This is a genomic window from Streptomyces phaeochromogenes (genome assembly GCF_001418655.1).
Lineage (GTDB): Bacteria > Actinomycetota > Actinomycetes > Streptomycetales > Streptomycetaceae > Streptomyces > Streptomyces phaeochromogenes.
In genome coordinates, this window is the sequence record NZ_LIQZ01000033.1 from 1 (window position 1) to 16717 (window position 16717).

General features: G+C 70.9%; 10 protein-coding genes. 6 read left to right on the forward strand and 4 right to left on the reverse strand.

The features are described 5' to 3' along the window. The first annotated feature begins 24 nt into the window (after window positions 1-24). The 4 genes from AOK17_RS04930 (at window position 25) to AOK17_RS04945 (ending at window position 5973) form a co-directional block, all read left to right on the forward strand. Complete coding sequence (locus AOK17_RS04930) at window positions 25-1140, forward strand: aromatic ring-hydroxylating oxygenase subunit alpha (protein WP_055611077.1); 1116 nt, start codon at window positions 25-27, stop codon at window positions 1138-1140. Beyond that, window positions 1133-2599 (forward strand): aldehyde dehydrogenase family protein, encoded by a 1467-nt coding sequence (locus AOK17_RS04935; RefSeq protein ID WP_055611055.1) that lies wholly within the window; start codon window positions 1133-1135, stop codon window positions 2597-2599. The genes AOK17_RS04930 and AOK17_RS04935 overlap by 8 nt, the downstream gene beginning before the upstream one ends. Window positions 2600-2789: 190 nt before the next feature. Further along, window positions 2790-4367, forward strand: coding sequence for an APC family permease (locus AOK17_RS04940; RefSeq protein WP_055611056.1), 1578 nt, complete (start codon window positions 2790-2792; stop codon window positions 4365-4367). A gap of 52 nt (window positions 4368-4419) precedes the next feature. Beyond that, window positions 4420-5973: a GMC family oxidoreductase gene (locus tag AOK17_RS04945; protein ID WP_055611057.1), complete on the forward strand. Its 1554-nt coding sequence runs from the start codon at window positions 4420-4422 to the stop codon at window positions 5971-5973. Between the two features lie 56 nt (window positions 5974-6029). Here AOK17_RS04945 and AOK17_RS04950 read toward each other — a convergent pair whose 3' ends face one another. The 4 genes from AOK17_RS04950 to AOK17_RS04965 all read right to left on the reverse strand — a co-directional run bounded on the left by AOK17_RS04950 (window position 6030) and on the right by AOK17_RS04965 (window position 14331). Further along, window positions 6030-10802 carry a coiled-coil domain-containing protein gene (locus tag AOK17_RS04950; protein WP_055611058.1) on the reverse strand — a complete coding sequence of 1591 codons (4773 nt, stop codon included), beginning with the start codon at window positions 10800-10802 and terminating at the stop codon, window positions 6030-6032. A gap of 118 nt (window positions 10803-10920) precedes the next feature. Beyond that, entirely contained in the window at window positions 10921-11799 is an 879-nt protein-coding gene (locus AOK17_RS04955) for a hypothetical protein (RefSeq protein WP_055611059.1), read from the reverse strand. A gap of 163 nt (window positions 11800-11962) precedes the next feature. Next, entirely contained in the window at window positions 11963-13489 is a 1527-nt protein-coding gene (locus tag AOK17_RS04960; RefSeq protein WP_055611060.1) for a hypothetical protein, read from the reverse strand. 146 nt (window positions 13490-13635) lie between these two features. Then, entirely contained in the window at window positions 13636-14331 is a 696-nt protein-coding gene (locus AOK17_RS04965) for a GntR family transcriptional regulator (RefSeq protein ID WP_055611061.1), read from the reverse strand. A 229-nt stretch (window positions 14332-14560) separates the two neighbouring features. Between AOK17_RS04965 and AOK17_RS04970 the strand changes: the two genes are divergently transcribed. After that, on the forward strand, window positions 14561-15880 hold the full coding sequence (locus AOK17_RS04970) for an MFS transporter (RefSeq protein ID WP_055611062.1): 1320 nt from the start codon (window positions 14561-14563) through the stop codon (window positions 15878-15880). Further along, window positions 15877-16698: a putative hydro-lyase gene (locus AOK17_RS04975; RefSeq protein WP_055611063.1), complete on the forward strand. Its 822-nt coding sequence runs from the start codon at window positions 15877-15879 to the stop codon at window positions 16696-16698. Before AOK17_RS04970 ends, AOK17_RS04975 begins: the two co-directional genes overlap by 4 nt. The last annotated feature ends 19 nt before the right edge of the window (window positions 16699-16717 follow it).

Here is a 16717-nt window from a genome sequence, read left to right on the forward strand (position 1 = left end):
GCCCCCGTCTCCGCCCCCGGTCAGCTGCCGCCCAGCCTGATCGCCACCCTTCCGGGGCACTACTACACCGACCCGGAGATCTTCCGGCAGGAGCAGGAACGGCTCTTCGAGTCGATGTGGTTCTGCGCGATCCGCAGCGCGGACCTGGCCAAACCGGGCGCGTTCCGTACGGTCCAGATCGGCCGTGAGAGCGTGCTGATCACCCGGTCGCGCACCGGTGAGCTGCGCGCCTTCCTGAACGTCTGCCGCCACCGCGGGGCCCGGCTCTGTCTGGAGGAGGCCGGCGAGGTCCGGCGCAATCTCCAGTGCCCGTACCACGCGTGGACGTACGACCTCGACGGCAAACTGATCGCCGCGCCGAACCTGGTGAAGATGCCGGACGTCGACCGGACGGAGTACGGCCTGGTCAAGGTCGCGCTGCGGGAGTGGCTCGGCTACGCCTGGGTCAGTCTGGCCGACGAGCCGCCGTCCTTCGAGGAGACCGTGATGGGCGCGGCCGTGGAGCGGCTCGGGAACGTGGCGGCCATCGAGCACTACGGCACGGAGAACCTCGCCCTCGGAAAACGCATCACCTATGACGTGAAGGCGAACTGGAAACTGATCGTCGAGAACTTCATGGAGTGCTACCACTGCGCGACGATCCACCCCGAGCTCACCGACGTCCTCCCGGAGTTCGCCGACGGCTACGCGGCCCAGTACTACGTGGGGCACGGCGCCGAGTTCGGCGAGGAGGTCAAGGGATTCACCGTCGACGGCAGCGAGGGCTTCGGGAAACTTCCCGCAGTCGCGGAGGATCAGGACCGTCGTTACTATGCGATAACGGTCAAACCCACCGTGTTCATCAATCTCGTCCCCGACCATGTCATCCTGCACCGCATGTTCCCCCTCGCCGAGGACCGGACGATCGTGGAGTGCGACTGGCTCTACGCACCCGAGGTCGTCGAGTCGGGCGCCGATGTGTCGAAGTCCGTGGAACTCTTCCACCGGGTCAACGCCCAGGACTTCGAGGCCTGCGAGCGTACGCAGCCCGCGATGGCGTCCCGCGCCTACCGGAGGGGCGGGGTGCTGGTGCCCACCGAGCACCACATCGGGATTTTCCACGAGTGGCTCATTGGCATGCTGGGAGGCATGGATGGCTGATCTCTATATCGGCGGCACGTGGACGAGCGCGCGGGAGAAGGGCACCCGCGAGATCCGCTGTCCGGCCGACGGTTCACTGGTCGCGGTGGTGGACGAGGCGGGCCCCCAGGACACGGCCGACGCGATCGCGGCCGCGCGCCGCGCCTTCGACGACGGCCCCTGGCCCCGGACGCCCCCGAACGAGCGCGGTGACCTGCTGCTGCGGGTCGCCGACCTGCTCGCCCGCGACAAGGACGTACTCGCCCGTGCGGAGTCCCTCGACACCGGCAAACGCCTGGTGGAGAGCGAGTACGACATCGACGACATCGAGAACTGCTTCCGCTACTTCGGCCGGCTCGTCGCGAGCGAGTCGGGCCGGGTCGTGGAGACGGGCACGGAGGGCGTCGACAGCCGGGTCGTATACGAACCGGTCGGTGTCTGCGCGCTGATCACTCCCTGGAACTATCCGCTGCTCCAGACGGCGTGGAAGGTCGCACCGGCGCTCGCCGCGGGCAACACCTTCATCCTCAAGCCGAGCGAGCTGACCCCGCACACCGCGATCCATCTGATGCGCCTCCTGGAGGAGGCCGGGGTGCCCGCCGGAGTGGCGAACCTGGTCCTCGGCGCCGGTCCCGAGGCCGGCGCTCCGCTGGGCGACCATCCGGACGTGGACCTGGTGTCCTTCACCGGCGGTCTGCAGACCGGCCGCAGACTCATGGCCGCGGCGGCCGGGACGGTGAAGAAGGTCGCCCTCGAACTGGGCGGCAAGAACCCGAACATCGTCTTCGCCGACGCCGACTTCGAGACGGCCGTCGACATGGCGTTGACGGCCGTCTTCCTGCATTCCGGGCAGGTCTGCTCGGCCGGGGCGCGGCTCCTGGTCGAGGACTCGCTGCACGACCGGTTCGTCGACGAGGTCGTCCGCAGGGCCCGGCAGATCAGGCTGGGCGGACCGTTCGACGAGCAGGCGCAGACCGGTCCGCTGATCTCGGCGGCCCACCGGGAGAAGGTCGAGGCGTACGTCGCCAAGGGCCTGGAGGAGGGCGCGGTCCTGCGCTGCGGCGGGGAGCGCCCGGCCGATCCTCCGCACCCGGACGGCTTCTACTACCCGCCGACCGTGCTCGACGAGTGCTCCGGCCCGATGTCGGTCGTCCAGGAGGAGTCCTTCGGGCCCGTGCTGACCGTGGAGCGGTTCACGGACGAGGCGGAGGCGGTGCGGCTGGCCAACGACACGATCTACGGTCTGGCCGGCGGGATCTTCACCTCCGACGAGGCGAAGGCCCAGCGCGTCGCGTCCGCGCTGCGGATCGGCACCATCTGGATCAACGACTACCACCCGTACGTCCCACAGGCCGAGTGGGGCGGTTACAAGCAGTCCGGGTTCGGGCGGGAGCTCGGTCCTGCCGGTCTCGCCGAGTACCGCGAGACCAAACACATCTGGCGCACGACCAATCCCAGTCCACAGGGCTGGTTCTCCTGATCCATGTCCCCGGGGCCGGTTCTGCGGATCCACAGCAAGAAACCGGCACTCCTCATGGTCAGAACCGGTCGCAGGCATCGTAAGATCCAGCCTTCTTCACCCCGAGATCCAGCACCCGCGCACCAACGACCCCGCACGAGCCGCACTCCCCTCCCGCCCGGGAGAACTCCCCCTTCCCAGGAGGCGCCTCATGACCACCACCGCTCAACCACCTGAGAAACAAAGTAACGACGACTCCGAACTCAACGAGTTCGGCTACAAGCCCGAACTGAAGCGCACGCTCGGCAATTTCCACACCTTCGCCGCCGGCATCAGCTACATCTCCATCCTCACCGGCACCTTCCAGCTCTTCTACTTCGGTTACGGCAGCGGCGGGCCCGCCTACTGGTGGTCCTGGCCCATGGTCTTCGTCGGCCAGTTCATGGTCGCGCTCTGCTTCGCCGAACTCGCCGCCCGCTATCCGGTGGCCGGCTCCGTCTACAACTGGTCCAAGAAGGTGGGCAACCCGCACATAGGCTGGCTGGCGGGCTGGACGATGCTGATCGCCTCGATCGTGTCGATCGCGGCCGTGGCCCTTGCGTATCAGTTGACGCTTCCTCAGATCTCTTCCACGTTCCAGTTCGTGGGCGACGGCACCGGCAAGTACGACGTCGCCACCAACGCGGTGCTGCTGGCCTCCGTACTCATCATCTTCACCACCCTGGTGAACGCCCTCGGCGTGAAGCTGATGGCCCGGATCAACACGGCCGGCGTCTTCATCGAGCTGATCGCCACCGTCGTGCTGATCGTGCTGTTCGCCGTGCACATCACCCGCGGACCGGGCGTCGTGCTGGAGACCAACGGCACGGGAGCGGGCCAGCCCGGCGGCTACTTCGGCGCGTTCCTGATCGCGTCCCTGGCGTCCGCGTACGTGATGTACGGCTTCGACACGGCCGCCTCGCTCGGCGAGGAGTCCCTCGACCCGTCGCGCAACGCGCCGCGCGCCATCCTCCGCGCCATCGTCGCCTCGTTCGTCCTCGGCGGGCTCATCCTGCTGCTCGCGCTGATGAGCGTGTCCAGCCTGAAGGGCGACAAGCTGTCCACGGACGGCCTGCAGTACGTCGTCCTCAACGTGCTCGGCGAGGACGCGGGCAAGGCCATGCTGTGGTGCGTGTTCATCGCGGTCACCGTGTGCGCCCTGGCCGTTCACACGGCGGCGATCCGGCTGGCCTTCGCGATGTCCCGCGACAACAACCTGCCCGCCTCGGCCAAGCTGGCCAAGGTCCATCCGCGCTTCCAGACCCCGATCCTGCCCGCGGTGATCATCGGCATCCTGGCGCTGGCGATCCTGGTGGTCAACATCCGCCAGCCGCAGATCTTCACGGTGGTCACGAGTATCGGCATCATCCTGATCTACCTCGCGTATCTGCTGGTCACCGGGCCCATGCTGGTGGCCAGGCTGCGCGGCAAGTGGCAGCCCGCGGGCGACGGCAAGTTCTCGCTCGGCCGCTGGGGACTGCCCGTCAACATCGTCGCCGTGGTCTGGGGCGCGGCCATGATGATCAACCTGATCTGGCCGCGCGCCGCCGTCTACAACGCGGCTGCCCCGTACCACTGGTATCTGCGCTGGGGTGCCGTCCTGTTCGTCGGCATCGTGATGGGCGGCGGTTTCGCCTACTACTGGTTCGTGCAGCGGCACCGCACCGGAGTCCTCGCCGAGCACCAGTACAAGTCCCCCGACACACCTCTCCCGCCCTCGTCTCCCGCGGCCACCCCGACGGCCGACTGAGCGCCCGATCCGAAGGCAGAACGTCGCAAGGACTCAAGGAGGTCAACTCCCCATGAAAGAAGACGAGTTCGACTACGTCGTGGTCGGCGGAGGAACCGCGGGCAATGTGGTCGCGGCCCGCCTGTCCGAAGATCCGTCCGTCACGGTGTGCGTCCTGGAGGCGGGGCCCAGCGACGTCGGCGACGACGACGTCATGAAGCTGGAACGCTGGATGGGACTCCTTGAGTCCGGCTACGACTGGGACTACCCGGTCGAGCCGCAGGCCAGCGGCAACAGCTTCATGCGGCACGCCCGCGCCCGGGTGCTCGGCGGCTGCTCCTCGCACAACTCCTGTATCGCCTTCTGGGCACCGGCCGAGGACCTGGACGGCTGGGCGGCAGCGGGCTGTACGGGCTGGAGCGCGGCCGAACTCTTCCCGCTCTACCAGCGGCTGGAGAACAACGACGCTCCCGGCGAGCACCACGGCCGCTCCGGCCCGGTGAAGCTGCGCCAGCTGAAGAGTGACGACCCTTGTGGCACCGCCCTGTTGGAGGCCTGCGCCCAGGCAGGCATCCCGACCACCCCGTTCAACACCGGAAAGACGGTCGTGCGCGGGGCCAACTGGTTCCAGATCAACTCCGACGAGAACAACATCCGCCAGTCCTCGTCGGTCGCCTATCTGCACCCGATCCTCGGCAAGCGTCCGAACCTGGACGTACGGACCGGGGTGCGGGCCAAGAAGCTCGTGCTGGACGGGCGGCGCTGCGTGGGCGCCGAGTACCTGGACCCGGACCTGATCCACACCCGGACGGTACGGGCCAGGCGCGAGGTGATCGTGTCGTGCGGCTCGATCGACAGCGCGAAGCTGCTGATGCTGTCGGGCATCGGCCCCGCCGAGCATCTGCGCGAGGTGGGTGTCGACGTGGTGGTGGACTCGGCCGGCGTGGGCGAGAACCTTCAGGACCACCCCGAGGGCGTCATCATGTGGGACGCCAAGCAGCCCATGACGACCACCTCCAGCCAGTGGTGGGAGGCGGGCATCTTCTACGACACCGAACCGGGCCTGGACCGCCCGGACCTGATGTTCCACTACGGCTCGGTGCCGTTCGACATGAACACGGCCCGGTGGGGCTATCCGACCTCGGAGAACGCGTTCTGTCTCACGCCGAACGTGACGAGCGCGAAGTCGCGCGGCACGGTGCGGCTGCGGACGCGCGACTTCCGGGACAAGCCCAAGGTCGATCCGCGGTACTTCACGCACGAGCACGACGCGCGCGTGATGACGTTCGGGCTGAAGCTGGCCCGGCGTATCGCGGAGCAGCCCGCGCTGAGCGGGTGGGCCGGGGCCGAGCTGGCCCCCGGGCCGGATGTCCGGACGGACGACGAGCTGCTCGACTACATCCACAAGACGCACAACACCGTCTATCACCCGTCCTGCACGGTGAAGATGGGCGCGGACGACGACGCCTCGGCGCCGCTCGACGCCCGGCTGCGGGTCAAGGGGATCGAGGGTCTGCGGGTCGCAGACGGGTCCGTGATGCCGGATCTTGTGGCCGTCAATCCGTGCATCACGACGATGATGATCGGCGAGAAGTGCGCTGATCTTTTGAAGGAGGACGCCCTGTAGGGGGTCGTGGGGAGCTGCGGGGCCGTTGTGGCTGGTCGCGCAGTTCCCCGCGCCCCTTAAGGGGCGCTGGTTGCCGGCCTCTTGTACATGCGGGTCGCCGTGATCTCGGTGTGAACGGCCTCCCCGGCGGGGGCCTCCCGCGGCAGGCCCGGCCGAAGGTGTTCCTCCACGCTGATGTACTTCAGCCCGGCGCGGAGGTCCGCGTCGTTACGGAGGCGGATGACCAGGGGGAACTCGGCGAGCGCGGTCGTGTCGAACAGGCCCGTGGTGTAGAGGAGTTGGACACCGAGGGCGTCCGACACGGCCCGCTGGAGCTCCAGCAGATACGTCGCGTTGGCACGGCCGATGGGGTTGTCGAGGAACAGCGTGCCGGCATGCCGGTGCTTGTCGCTGCGGCCCCGGTCGTTCGAGCGCAGGGCCGCCATCGTGCAGTACAGCGCGATCGCGGCGGTGAGCAGCTGGCCGCCGGAGAACACGTCGCCCATCTGCCCGACGGGTACGCGCTCGGCGCGCAGCACGGCGTCGGGCTTGAGGATCTCGACGGCGACGCCCTTGGGCCGGAGGGCCGCGCCGACGCCTCTGAGCAGCAGGGACATTCCGTCGCGGCGAATGTCGGAGTTCTTCTTGACGGCCGCTCGGGTCGCCTCGTCGACGACTTCGCCGAGGCGCTCAGCGAGTGTGGCCTGGTCCGGCTCCTCGAAGCGGATGCGCAGGAACTCCTGCCCCGACCACTCCCCGAGCCCTTCGGGGAGACGGGACAGCCGCTGGGCCGACCTGAGCGTGGCGAGCGCGGACTCCACGAGCCCTCGCAACCGGTCGACGATCGAGTCGCGGTTGCGCTCCAGCTGCTCCAACTCGTCGGTCAGGACCCGGAGTCGGGGCGCGAACGCGTCCGCCCACTTCTGGGCGTGCTCGGGCAGGGAGGACGCCGGCAGCTCACGGATCTGCTGGCGGGCGGGCGTACGCACCTGCTCGTAGCGCGTGGAGTTGGCGTGCCGGACCAGTACGTCGCTCGCCTCGCGCACCGAGGTCTCGGCGGCGGAGAGGTCGGCCGCGCAGCCGCGCAGGGAGCGGCGGGACTCGGCGGCGGAGTGCCGGGCCTCTTCGAGGGTGCCCGGGTAGGGCTCGGGCTCCTCGTGCTCCTCGTCCGCGTGCTCCCTGAGGAGGTCCCGGAGCAGGGCTGCCGTCTCGTCGAAACCGCCCGCCGCGTCCTCGGCGGCGCGGTGGGCGTCGAGCAGCTCGGTGTGGGCCGCGCGCGCCTGGCTCAACGCCTCGGTGCGGGAGGCGAGTTCACCGGTGGCGGTGCGCAGCAGGCTCTGTGCGTGCTCGGCGTCGCGCGGCACCAGGTCCTCGGGCAGCTCGGTGTGCGCCTCGCCGTCCTCGGGCGCGTGCCGCTCGGCCTCGCCCCGCAGCCGTCCGAGCTGCTCGCTCGCGGTCGACATCCGCGTTTCCAACAGCTGGACCAGCTCCTCGGCGCGGGCCGAGGCGGCCTGCCGTGAGGGCCCGTCGGAGCCGTCGGTCGACTCCAGCAGCTGGGCGGCACGCGTACGGACCTTGTTGCTCAGCCGCTCCAGCTCCGCGAGCGCGGCGCTCTCGTCGCTCTCCGCGCGGGACTGCTCGGCCCGCAGGTCGGCGCCGACGCCGACCTGTTCGTAGAGCTGGGAGGCGGCGCGGTAGGCCTCGCGGAGGGCGGGCAGCGACGACTTCGCGGCGGCCGGGTCGGCCTCCGGTACGTCGTCGGGGGCGCCCGCGATCTCCGCACGCTCACCGCGCAGGGCACGGGCCGTGCGACGGGCGTCGTCGGCGGCGCGCTGGGCGCCACGCCGGTCCTCGTCGGCGGCGCGGGCGCGCTCCAGGCAGGACTGGGCGCGGGCCTCCGACTCGGCGGCGTCGTCGGCGAGTTCGCGCAGCTGGACCTGCCAGCCGGCCCGCTCGCGCAGCCGGAAGGCGAGTCCGGCGAGTGCGTCGGCGGCGCGCCGGGCCCGCTGCGCGGCCTCCTGCCGCTCGTCCCGTACGAGAGCCGCCTCGGCCGCCGACTCGTCGGCCTCGGCCCGGACCGTACGCGCCTCGGACAGCTCGGCCTCGGACTCCTCGGCGAACGCGCGCGCGTCGTGGGCCGCCGTGGCGAGCTCGGCGAGCCGCCCCGCCGGACAGCCCGTCCGCCAGGAGGCGAGCCGTGCGGCCAGCTCCCGGTCCTTGGCGAGCCGGGCCGCCAACTCCCGGATCTCCTCGTCCCGTTCGGCCGCACGCGTACGCAGCGTCTGCCGCTCCTCGTCCGCGGCGTGCTCGTCGTGCATGGCGGGGTTCGGCGGTACGAGGAAGACGTCCCCGTCGCCCGCGTCGGGGGCCGGGGTCGGGGCGAGCAGCGCGGCGGCCGTGCCGACGGCTACGGCGGAGCGCGGGAGCAGCGCGGCGTCGGCTAGGGCTTCGCGGGCCCTCGCGTGGGTGTCCGGGTCCGTGATGATCACGCCGTCGACCAGCTCGGGCCGCGCGGCCAGCACGCGCGCGTGATCGACGGGGTCGACGGCCTGCGCGAGGTAGCGCCAGCCGGGGAGCGCGGGGATGCCGTGCTCGCCCAGGTACTCCACGGTGGCCAGCACGTCGGGTCCGGGCGGCAGCAGCCCGCCGTCACCCAGCGCGCCGAGGATCCGGGAGTCGTCGGCCGCCGCGGTCCGCAACTCGAAGAGCTGCCGCTCGGCGGAGGCGACCCCGTCGTCGAGGAGTTCTCGGAGCTCGTCGGCGTAGTGGTCCAACTCCTCGGCGGAGAGGGGGGCTTCGTCGGAGTCGACTTCGGTGTCCTGGCCGCCCCGCCCTCGACGGGTGCCCGCTCCATCGCTGCCGGGGCCCGTCCCGGAAGCACGGCCTGCCGTGCTTCCGTGATCGGCCCCGCCTGCTCGCGCGGCGCTGTCGGTGGAAACCGCGACCGCGCCCTTCCGCGGCTGCGGCAACCCGCCTCGACCGGAACCCCCCGAACCGCCGGAGGCACCCGGCAGGCTGAGCAGTTCGGCCAGTCGCTCCTCCCCGGCCAGCGCCCGGGCGGTCCCCCGCTCGGCGTCGTAGGCGCGCTCGGCAGCCGTCGCGGCGTCGGCCGCGCGGGCAGCCGTGAGCTCGGCGCGGGACTCGGCGGACGCCGCCTCGCGGGAGTGCTCCGTCGTACGGCGGGACGCCTCGCGCGCGGTGTCCCACGCGGCGACGGCGGTCTTCTCGGCGTCGCTGGCGGCGAGCGCGGCACGGGCCGGGTCGGCGTCGGGGGCGGTGTCGTCGAGCCACCCGGCGCGCACCGCCTCGGCGGTCTCCTGCTCGACCTCGCTGAGGCGCTGACGCAGATGGCCGATCTCGCTGCGGGCGCGCTGCGCCTCGGTGGCGGCGGACGTCGAGTCCCGGTAGGCGGCTTCGCCGACCTCCTGGAGCGCGGCGGACCGCTCCTCCTCCTCGTTGGCGACCGTCTCGGCTCCCTCGGCCGCGGCGTGCAGGGCCCGTACGAGATCGGCGGCGGCCTTGGCGCGCGCGGCGAGCGCGGGCGCGGCGTCCCGCTCGGCCTCACGGATCGCGACGGCCACGCGCGCGGAGCGGTCGGCGGAGGCGCGGTGCCGCAGCACCAGCTCGGCGGCCTGCCACGCGGAATGCAGCGTGCGCGCGTCGGCGAGCTCCCGCTTCTGCGCCGCCGCGCCCTTCTCGGCCCCGGCGAGGGCCAACGAGGCGTGCCGGTAGGCGAGTTGGGCCGAGATCAGCGCGCTGCGCTCCCGGGAACTATCGGCCTCGGTGACCCGGTGGGCGGCGGCGGTGACCTGCTGGGCGAGGTCGCCGGTGCGGCCCCGCTCCTGCCCGGCGCGCGCGGTGAGCCGCCTCGCCAGTGTCCTGGTACGCCGCTCGGCGCCCGCGTGGATGTCCCGGGCGCGCGAACGCGTCCCGGTCGCCTCGACGATCCGCCCGAGCAGGTCCACGGACCCGGCGGTGAACTCCCGCTCGGCGATCAGCTCGGCCCGCCGCCCCAGCTTGTTGCCGAACCCGCCGACCAGGTCGGCGAGCCCGTCGGTGTCCCGGGTGTCGGTGACCGCCCGCAGCAGCAGATCGGTGAAGTCGGAGTCCTTCTTGACGGCGAAGAGACCGGCGGCCTCGCCCTCGTCTGCGTTCATCTCGCGCTGGTAGCGGAAGAGTTCGGGGTCCAGGCCCAGGTCGCCGAGGTGTTCGATCCAGCGGTCGTGGATCTCCTCCCAGTGCACTTCGAGGTGCGGGTACGCCTTGCCCGCCTCGGTGAGCGCGTCCCGGAAGCCCTTCATGGTGCGCCGGCGCCCCTGCGCGCCCGAGGCGCCCTCGACGGACGGCCGCACGGAAGTGGCCTCGGCGACCGGCAGATTGTCCAGGCTCAGCCCGGGCCCGGGCCGGAACGAGTACCAGGCCTCCGCGAACTTCCGCGGATCGTTGGAGACCTGGCGCCCCCGCCACTCACTGACCTTGCCGACCACGACGCACTCGCCGGTCAGCGTGTGCTGCCACTCCAGCGCCACATGCCCGCAGTCGTCCGCGAGCAGGAACTTCCGCAGCACGCCGGAGCTGGCGCCGCCCAGCGTGTTCCGGTGGCCGGGCAGCATCACGGAGAAGATCAGCTTGAGCAGTACGGACTTGCCGCCGCCGTTCTCCAGGAAGAGCACACCGGCGGGCGCGGGGCGGCGCGGCGGCCCGACGGGCTCCTCCTCGAAGAACTCCGCCTGCGTGGGCGCGGGGTCGGGCACGGGCTCGCCGACACCCCGCAGGTCCAGCACGGTGTCGGCGTAGCGCGCACCGGCAGGCCCGATGGAGTAGAGGCGGACCCGGGACAGCTCGTACATGGCGGCGGACTCTCGTAGTCGTAAAGGGAGTTGAGGCGGTCGGTTGCAGGGTCGGGGCGGCGGACCGGGGTCGGCCGGTCGAAGTCAGTGGATCGGAGTCAGTGGGCCGACCGCCGGTTCACGAGTGGAACGGCAGCCCTGCATCGGCGGCCAGCTCCAGGTCCTCGGTGTCCTCGGCGGGCAGCAGGCTGGCGGTGCCGTCGGTGACCGGCACGATGCCGAGCTCCAGCAGCTCGGCCATCGCGGCACTGCCCGCCATGTCCCGTACCTGGAGCTGGTAGCGGGCGGTCGTCCGGTACGTCCCCCCGCCGTCGTCCCCGGTGCGCTGCAGGAACCCCGAGTCGGTGAGGAACGCGACGGCCTTGCCGATGATGCCGGTGGTCGAACCGGCGAGTCTTCGGGCGTCCTTCGTGGCCCCGGTGGAGCTGCGCCGCGCCCAGATCCGCCAGGCGGCCTCAAGGCCCGGTGCGTCGGTCGCCGGGTCGGTGTTCTCCCCGTGCTCGTCGGCCCGCTCCTCCAGCCGCCGGCAGGCCTGCCGCACGAAGGCATCGACGCCGTTGACGGACACCCGCCCGATGTACCCGTCGTCGGCGAGGTCCTCCGGGCGCGGGAACGCCATGGCGGCGACGGCGAGATGGGCGAGCCCGTGCAGGAACCGGTCCCCCGAGTCGGCCGACGTCCGCCGCGCGTAGTCGCCCATCCGTACGGCGAACACAGAGTCCTCGGCCGCTGTCACCGCCATCCCCGCCCGGGGGGACACCTCGAGCACCACAAGCCCGAGCCCGGTCGCCACGGCATCGGCCAGCCGCGCGAAGGCCGGATCCTCCCGGTACCTCCGCAGCAACTCGGCATACTCCTGATCCCGCGCGGGCTGCAACTTCGGCTGCAGCCCAAACGCCACGAGCCGCGCGGCATCGGCGGCGTCGGCGGGAGTGACCGCGCTGCTCACCGGCACGGCGACAGCCTCCGGCTCACTCCACTCGACTTGCTCGGTCACGACGACTGCAACTCCCTGAACTCGAATACGGGGCTGAGGACAAGCGCGCCCTTAGGGGCGCGGGGCTGTGACATGTGCGGCTCCGCCGCGTGGGCGCGCCCAGCCACGACCAACCCGCAGGTCACAAACAACCCGAAGTCACCCGGCAAACCCAGCGAACCGCTCACGCCGCATCCTTCCGATCCGCAGCCATCCCCACCGCATCCAGCAGAGCCATCCCCACGATCAGATCGGCCCCACCGAACTCCGGATCCTCCAGCTCGGTCCCGTCGTCCACGGCGAACAGCAACTTCTCCTCACCCTGCCGATACGCCGTACCGACCGGCGGACTGGCCGCGTGCACGGCCAGCAGGGCGAGCAGATAAGGCAGTTCGGGGTCCTGACGCCGTGCGTCGGCCAGCAGCCCGGACAGCCGACGCGGCGCGTCGGCCGGCAGGTCGAGCAGCTCCATGGCGGCGGCGAGCTGCTCCTCGCTGAACCGGCTGTCGTCCGGCGTGGCGATCAGATCCGGCTCGGGCATCTCGGCGCCGAGGTGCTCCCGCTCTATGGGCGGTGTCAGCAGAAGATCGACAAGATCCCCGACCCGGACGGACGCGGGCGTCCGAAGCCCCGTCCCCCGGGCGAAGAACGCGTCGGTCACCCGCAGCGCCTGCTCCACGGGCAACGGCAGTACGGGCGCGACGAGATGCCCGTACAGATCTATCCCGGAGGTCGTCATGGGCGTCGCGAAGGCCTGCCGGTCCTGCTCGGCGCGGAACAGCGGCCCGGCCTCCAGGAGACGGGACTGCAACTGCGTGTGCCGCCGGATGCAGTCCTTGACGATGTCGACGAGTTCGGCGGCCCGCCGCTTCTGTTCGGCGTCCTCCGACTCGTCCCGCGCCTTGCGGATGTTCGTGAGGATCGCGTTCTCGTGCCGGTAGCGGTCGGCGACATGGTCGAGCGCCTCGGCGATCATGTCCGGCACGGCCTGCAGCCAGTCCACCGCCCGTACGTTGCGCCGGGTCGCGTCCAGGGCCCTGCGGAGCGTCTCGGAGTACTGCACGGTCCGGTAGCGGGCCTGCTCGGCGGCGAGCTGCGCGTCCGCGAGCCGGCCTCGGCTGATCAGCACCTCGAGCTTGACCTCGGCGGCGATCTGCGCGCTGGTGACGTCCGTGTCGAGGGCGCCCACGAGTACGTTGACCGCCTCGTCCGTCGTACGGAGATACACGCTCCCTCCGTAGCCGGGCACCTCCTCGATGAGCTTGAAGTCGTAGTCCCGGCGCACATACGAACCGTCGGGCGCGAACGTGCCGTATACGGCCCGGAAGCCGCGGTCGACGCTGCCGACGTTGATCAGGTTCTCCAGGACCCAGCGGGCGACGCGCTCGTGCTCGGCGACGGGCCGGCGCGGGGCCTGGGCGGCGATGCGCGGGATGAGCCTGGCCACTATCTGGTCGTGGTCGGCGCCCGTGTCGAAGTCCATGTTCAAAGTGACGAGGTCGATGGCGGCGAGGGCCACCTCCGCCATCCCGTACACCGAGTACTCACCCGCGAGGTTCGCCTTGCGTACGTCGAGGTCGTGCAGCGGCGCGGTGCAGGCGAGCGCGCGCAGCCGCCGCGCCAGTCCCTCGTCGGCGGCCGGGCCCGGTGCGGGGCGCGGCCCCGCGCTGAGCTGGGGCGGAACGCTGTCCGTCGATGCAGGCGAAGTCACGGTGCACAGACTAGGTCCTCGGTCTGACAACAACCGAAACGCTCCGCTGGGATCGCCGGGGCACTGCGGGTGGTTTGTTGTCCGCGGGTTGACTGCGGCTGGGCGCGCCCACGCGGCGGAGCCGCAAATGTCACGGCCCCGCGCCCCTAGGGGGCGTCCTCCGCCACGCGGCGACCGTAGACCTCCACGACCCTTTTGCGTGAATCATCCAGATATACGCCGAGCAGGCTCTCGGCCTCCTCGCAGTCGCCGTCCTGGAGGGCCTGCAGTATCTGGCCGTTGCGGGCGAGGTACGGCTCGTGCAGCCGGCGGGGGTCGTCCACCAGGTGGAAGGCGAGGCGGAGTTCGGCGAAGACGCTGCGCATCAGCTCGTCGGTGCGGGCGCTGCCGGCGAGCGCCACCAGCTCCCGGTGGAAGTGGATGTTGGCCGTGCCCAGGCCTTTCCAGTCACCTTCGCGGGACGCCCGTCGCCCGTCCGCGACGGCCGCGGCGAGGCCGTCCACGGCGTAGGGCGGTTCGCCGAGTCCGCGTACGACGGCGCATTCGACGAGGCTGCGGGTGCGGTAGATGTCCTCGACGTCCTCGACGGTCAGGACCCGTACGAAGACGCCCCGGTTGAGCTGGTGGACCAGCAGCCGTTCGTGCGTGAGCAGCCGGAACGCCTCGCGCAGCGTGTTGCGCGAGACGCCGAGCGCGTTGCCGATGCTGTCCTCCGACAGCCGTGTGCCGGGCGGGAAGAACCCTTCGGCGATCCGGCTTCTGAGGATGTCCGAGACCCGCTCGGCGGTGCTGGTGCGACCCAGCAGCGCGCGGTCGTCCGCCAGTCCGTTCAGTTCGGCCACTCCCGAATTCAATCGCAGATACAAGAACGAAACAACATGGGTATTGAGGGATCGTTCAACGATCCTCTACCTTGCTAGTCAGGCACCGGCCGCTCGTACCGGAGCCGACGGCCTCCGCACGCCACAGTTCGGCACCGCAAGTGCTTCCGCACGCCACAACTCGCACCGCCACTGCTCCCGCACGGCTCAGTCCTCAAGCACCCTCCCGTCCCTCATCTGCGAGGTGCCCATGAGCACGACCCCTCCACCGCAGGCCCTGAACACCGAGACGCGCCCCGGAGCGGGTGAACCCACCGCCGACGAGGGTGCGTTCGCCTGGCTGCGGGCCCTGGGTCCGCGAGGCCGCCGCGCCTTCGGCGGCGCGTTCGGCGGCTATGCGCTGGACTCGTACGACTACTTCACGCTGCCGCTGAGCATGGTGGCCCTGTCCGCGTACTTCGGCCTCAACAGCGGCCAGACCGGGCTGTTCACGACCGTCACGCTGGTCGTGTCCGCGATCGGCGGCGCGGCTGCCGGTGTGATCGCGGACCGGATCGGGCGCGTCAAGGCGCTGATGATCACCGTCATCACGTACGCGGTCTTCACCGTGGCCTGCGGCTTCGCGCCCAACTACGAGACCCTGCTGGTCTTCCGCGCTCTCCAGGGGCTCGGTTTCGGCGGTGAGTGGGCGGTCGGCGCGATCCTGGTCGCCGAGTACGCGAGCCCCAAGCACCGGGGGCGCACGCTCGGCGCGATCCAGAGCTCCTGGGCCGTGGGCTGGGGACTCGCCGTGCTGGTCTACACGCTGGTCTTCCAGTACCTGGACGACGACCTCGCCTGGCGCGTGATGTTCTGGACCGGGGCACTGCCGGCCCTGCTCGTCGTCTGGGTACGCCGCAATGTGAAGGACGCCCCGGAGGCGGACCAGCGTCGCAAGGAGAGCCCCGAGAAGGGCTCGTTCGCCACGATCTTCAAGCCGGGCACGCCCGCCGCGCCCGGACTGCTGAAGACGACGATCTTCGCGGTCCTGCTCTCCACGGGCGTCCAGGGCGGCTACTACACGCTGGCCACCTGGGTCCCGACCTACCTGAAGACGGACCGCGGACTGTCCGTCGTCGGCACCGGCGGCTATCTCACGTTCCTGATCTCCGGGGCCTTCATCGGCTACCTGACCGGCGGTTATCTCACCGACAAGCTGGGACGGAAGCGCAACATCCTGCTCTTCGCGATCCTCTCGGCGGTCTGCATCCTGGCCTACGCGAACATCCCGAGCGGTGCCAACACCCTTGTCCTGGTGCTCGGTTTCCCGCTCGGCTTCTGTATGTCGGCGATCTTCAGCGGCTTCGGCTCGTTCCTCAGCGAGCTGTACCCGACCGCGGTGCGCGGCACGGGACAGGGCTTCACGTACAACACCGGCCGTGCCGTGGGCGCGGTCTTCCCGACGGTCGTCGGCTTCCTTGCCGACAGCTGGGGTGTCGGGGGCGCGCTGGTCTTCGGCGCGATCGGATACGGTCTCGCGGCGCTGGCCCTGATCGGTCTGCCCGAGACCCGTGGGAAGGAGCTCCTGTGAACCGTACGCAACACCGCCCCCTGAACCTTCTCGAAGACCATGCGCACGCGTGGAGCCCGGCGGAGGCACGTTCCCGGTTCCGTTCGGGAGTGTCGGGTTCCACCGCGGGCTGCTCGGCGGGCCACACCCAGGCGAACCTGATCTCGGTGCCGGCCGACTGGGCGTACGACATGATGCTGTTCTGCCAGCGCAACCCGAAGCCCTGCCCGGTGCTCGACGTCACCGACGCCGGCTCCTGGACGACCGTCCTGGCCTCCGACGCCGATCTGCGGACCGATCTGCCGGGCTACCGGGTGTGGGAGCACGGCGAGTTGGTCGAGGAGCCGACGGACGTGCTGGCCCACTGGCGCGACGACCTCGTGTCGTTCCTCATCGGGTGCAGCTTCACCTTCGAGTCGGCGCTGGCCGACGCGGGGGTGCCGATGCGCCACATCGAGCAGGGGCGCAACGTCTCCATGTACGTGACCAGCCGCCAGTGCCGTCCCGCGGGGCGGCTGCACGGCCCCATGGTGGTGTCGATGCGGCCGGTGCCGCCCGAGCACCTGGCCACGGCGATCCGGGAGACCAGCCTGCTGCCCGCGGTGCACGGCAGCCCGGTGTACTGCGGCGATCCGGGCGGCCTCGGCATCGAGGACCTCGCCCGCCCCGACTTCGGTGATCCGGTGGACGCCGGGCCGGACGACATCCCGGTGTTCTGGGCCTGCGGTGTGACGCCGCAGGCCGCGGTGATGGCCTCGCGCCCGCCATTCGCGATCACTCACGCGCCGGGCCAGATGTTCATCACCGACGCCCGCGACGAGCAGTACCGCGTCGCCTGACCTGGAGGAACCGCACTCG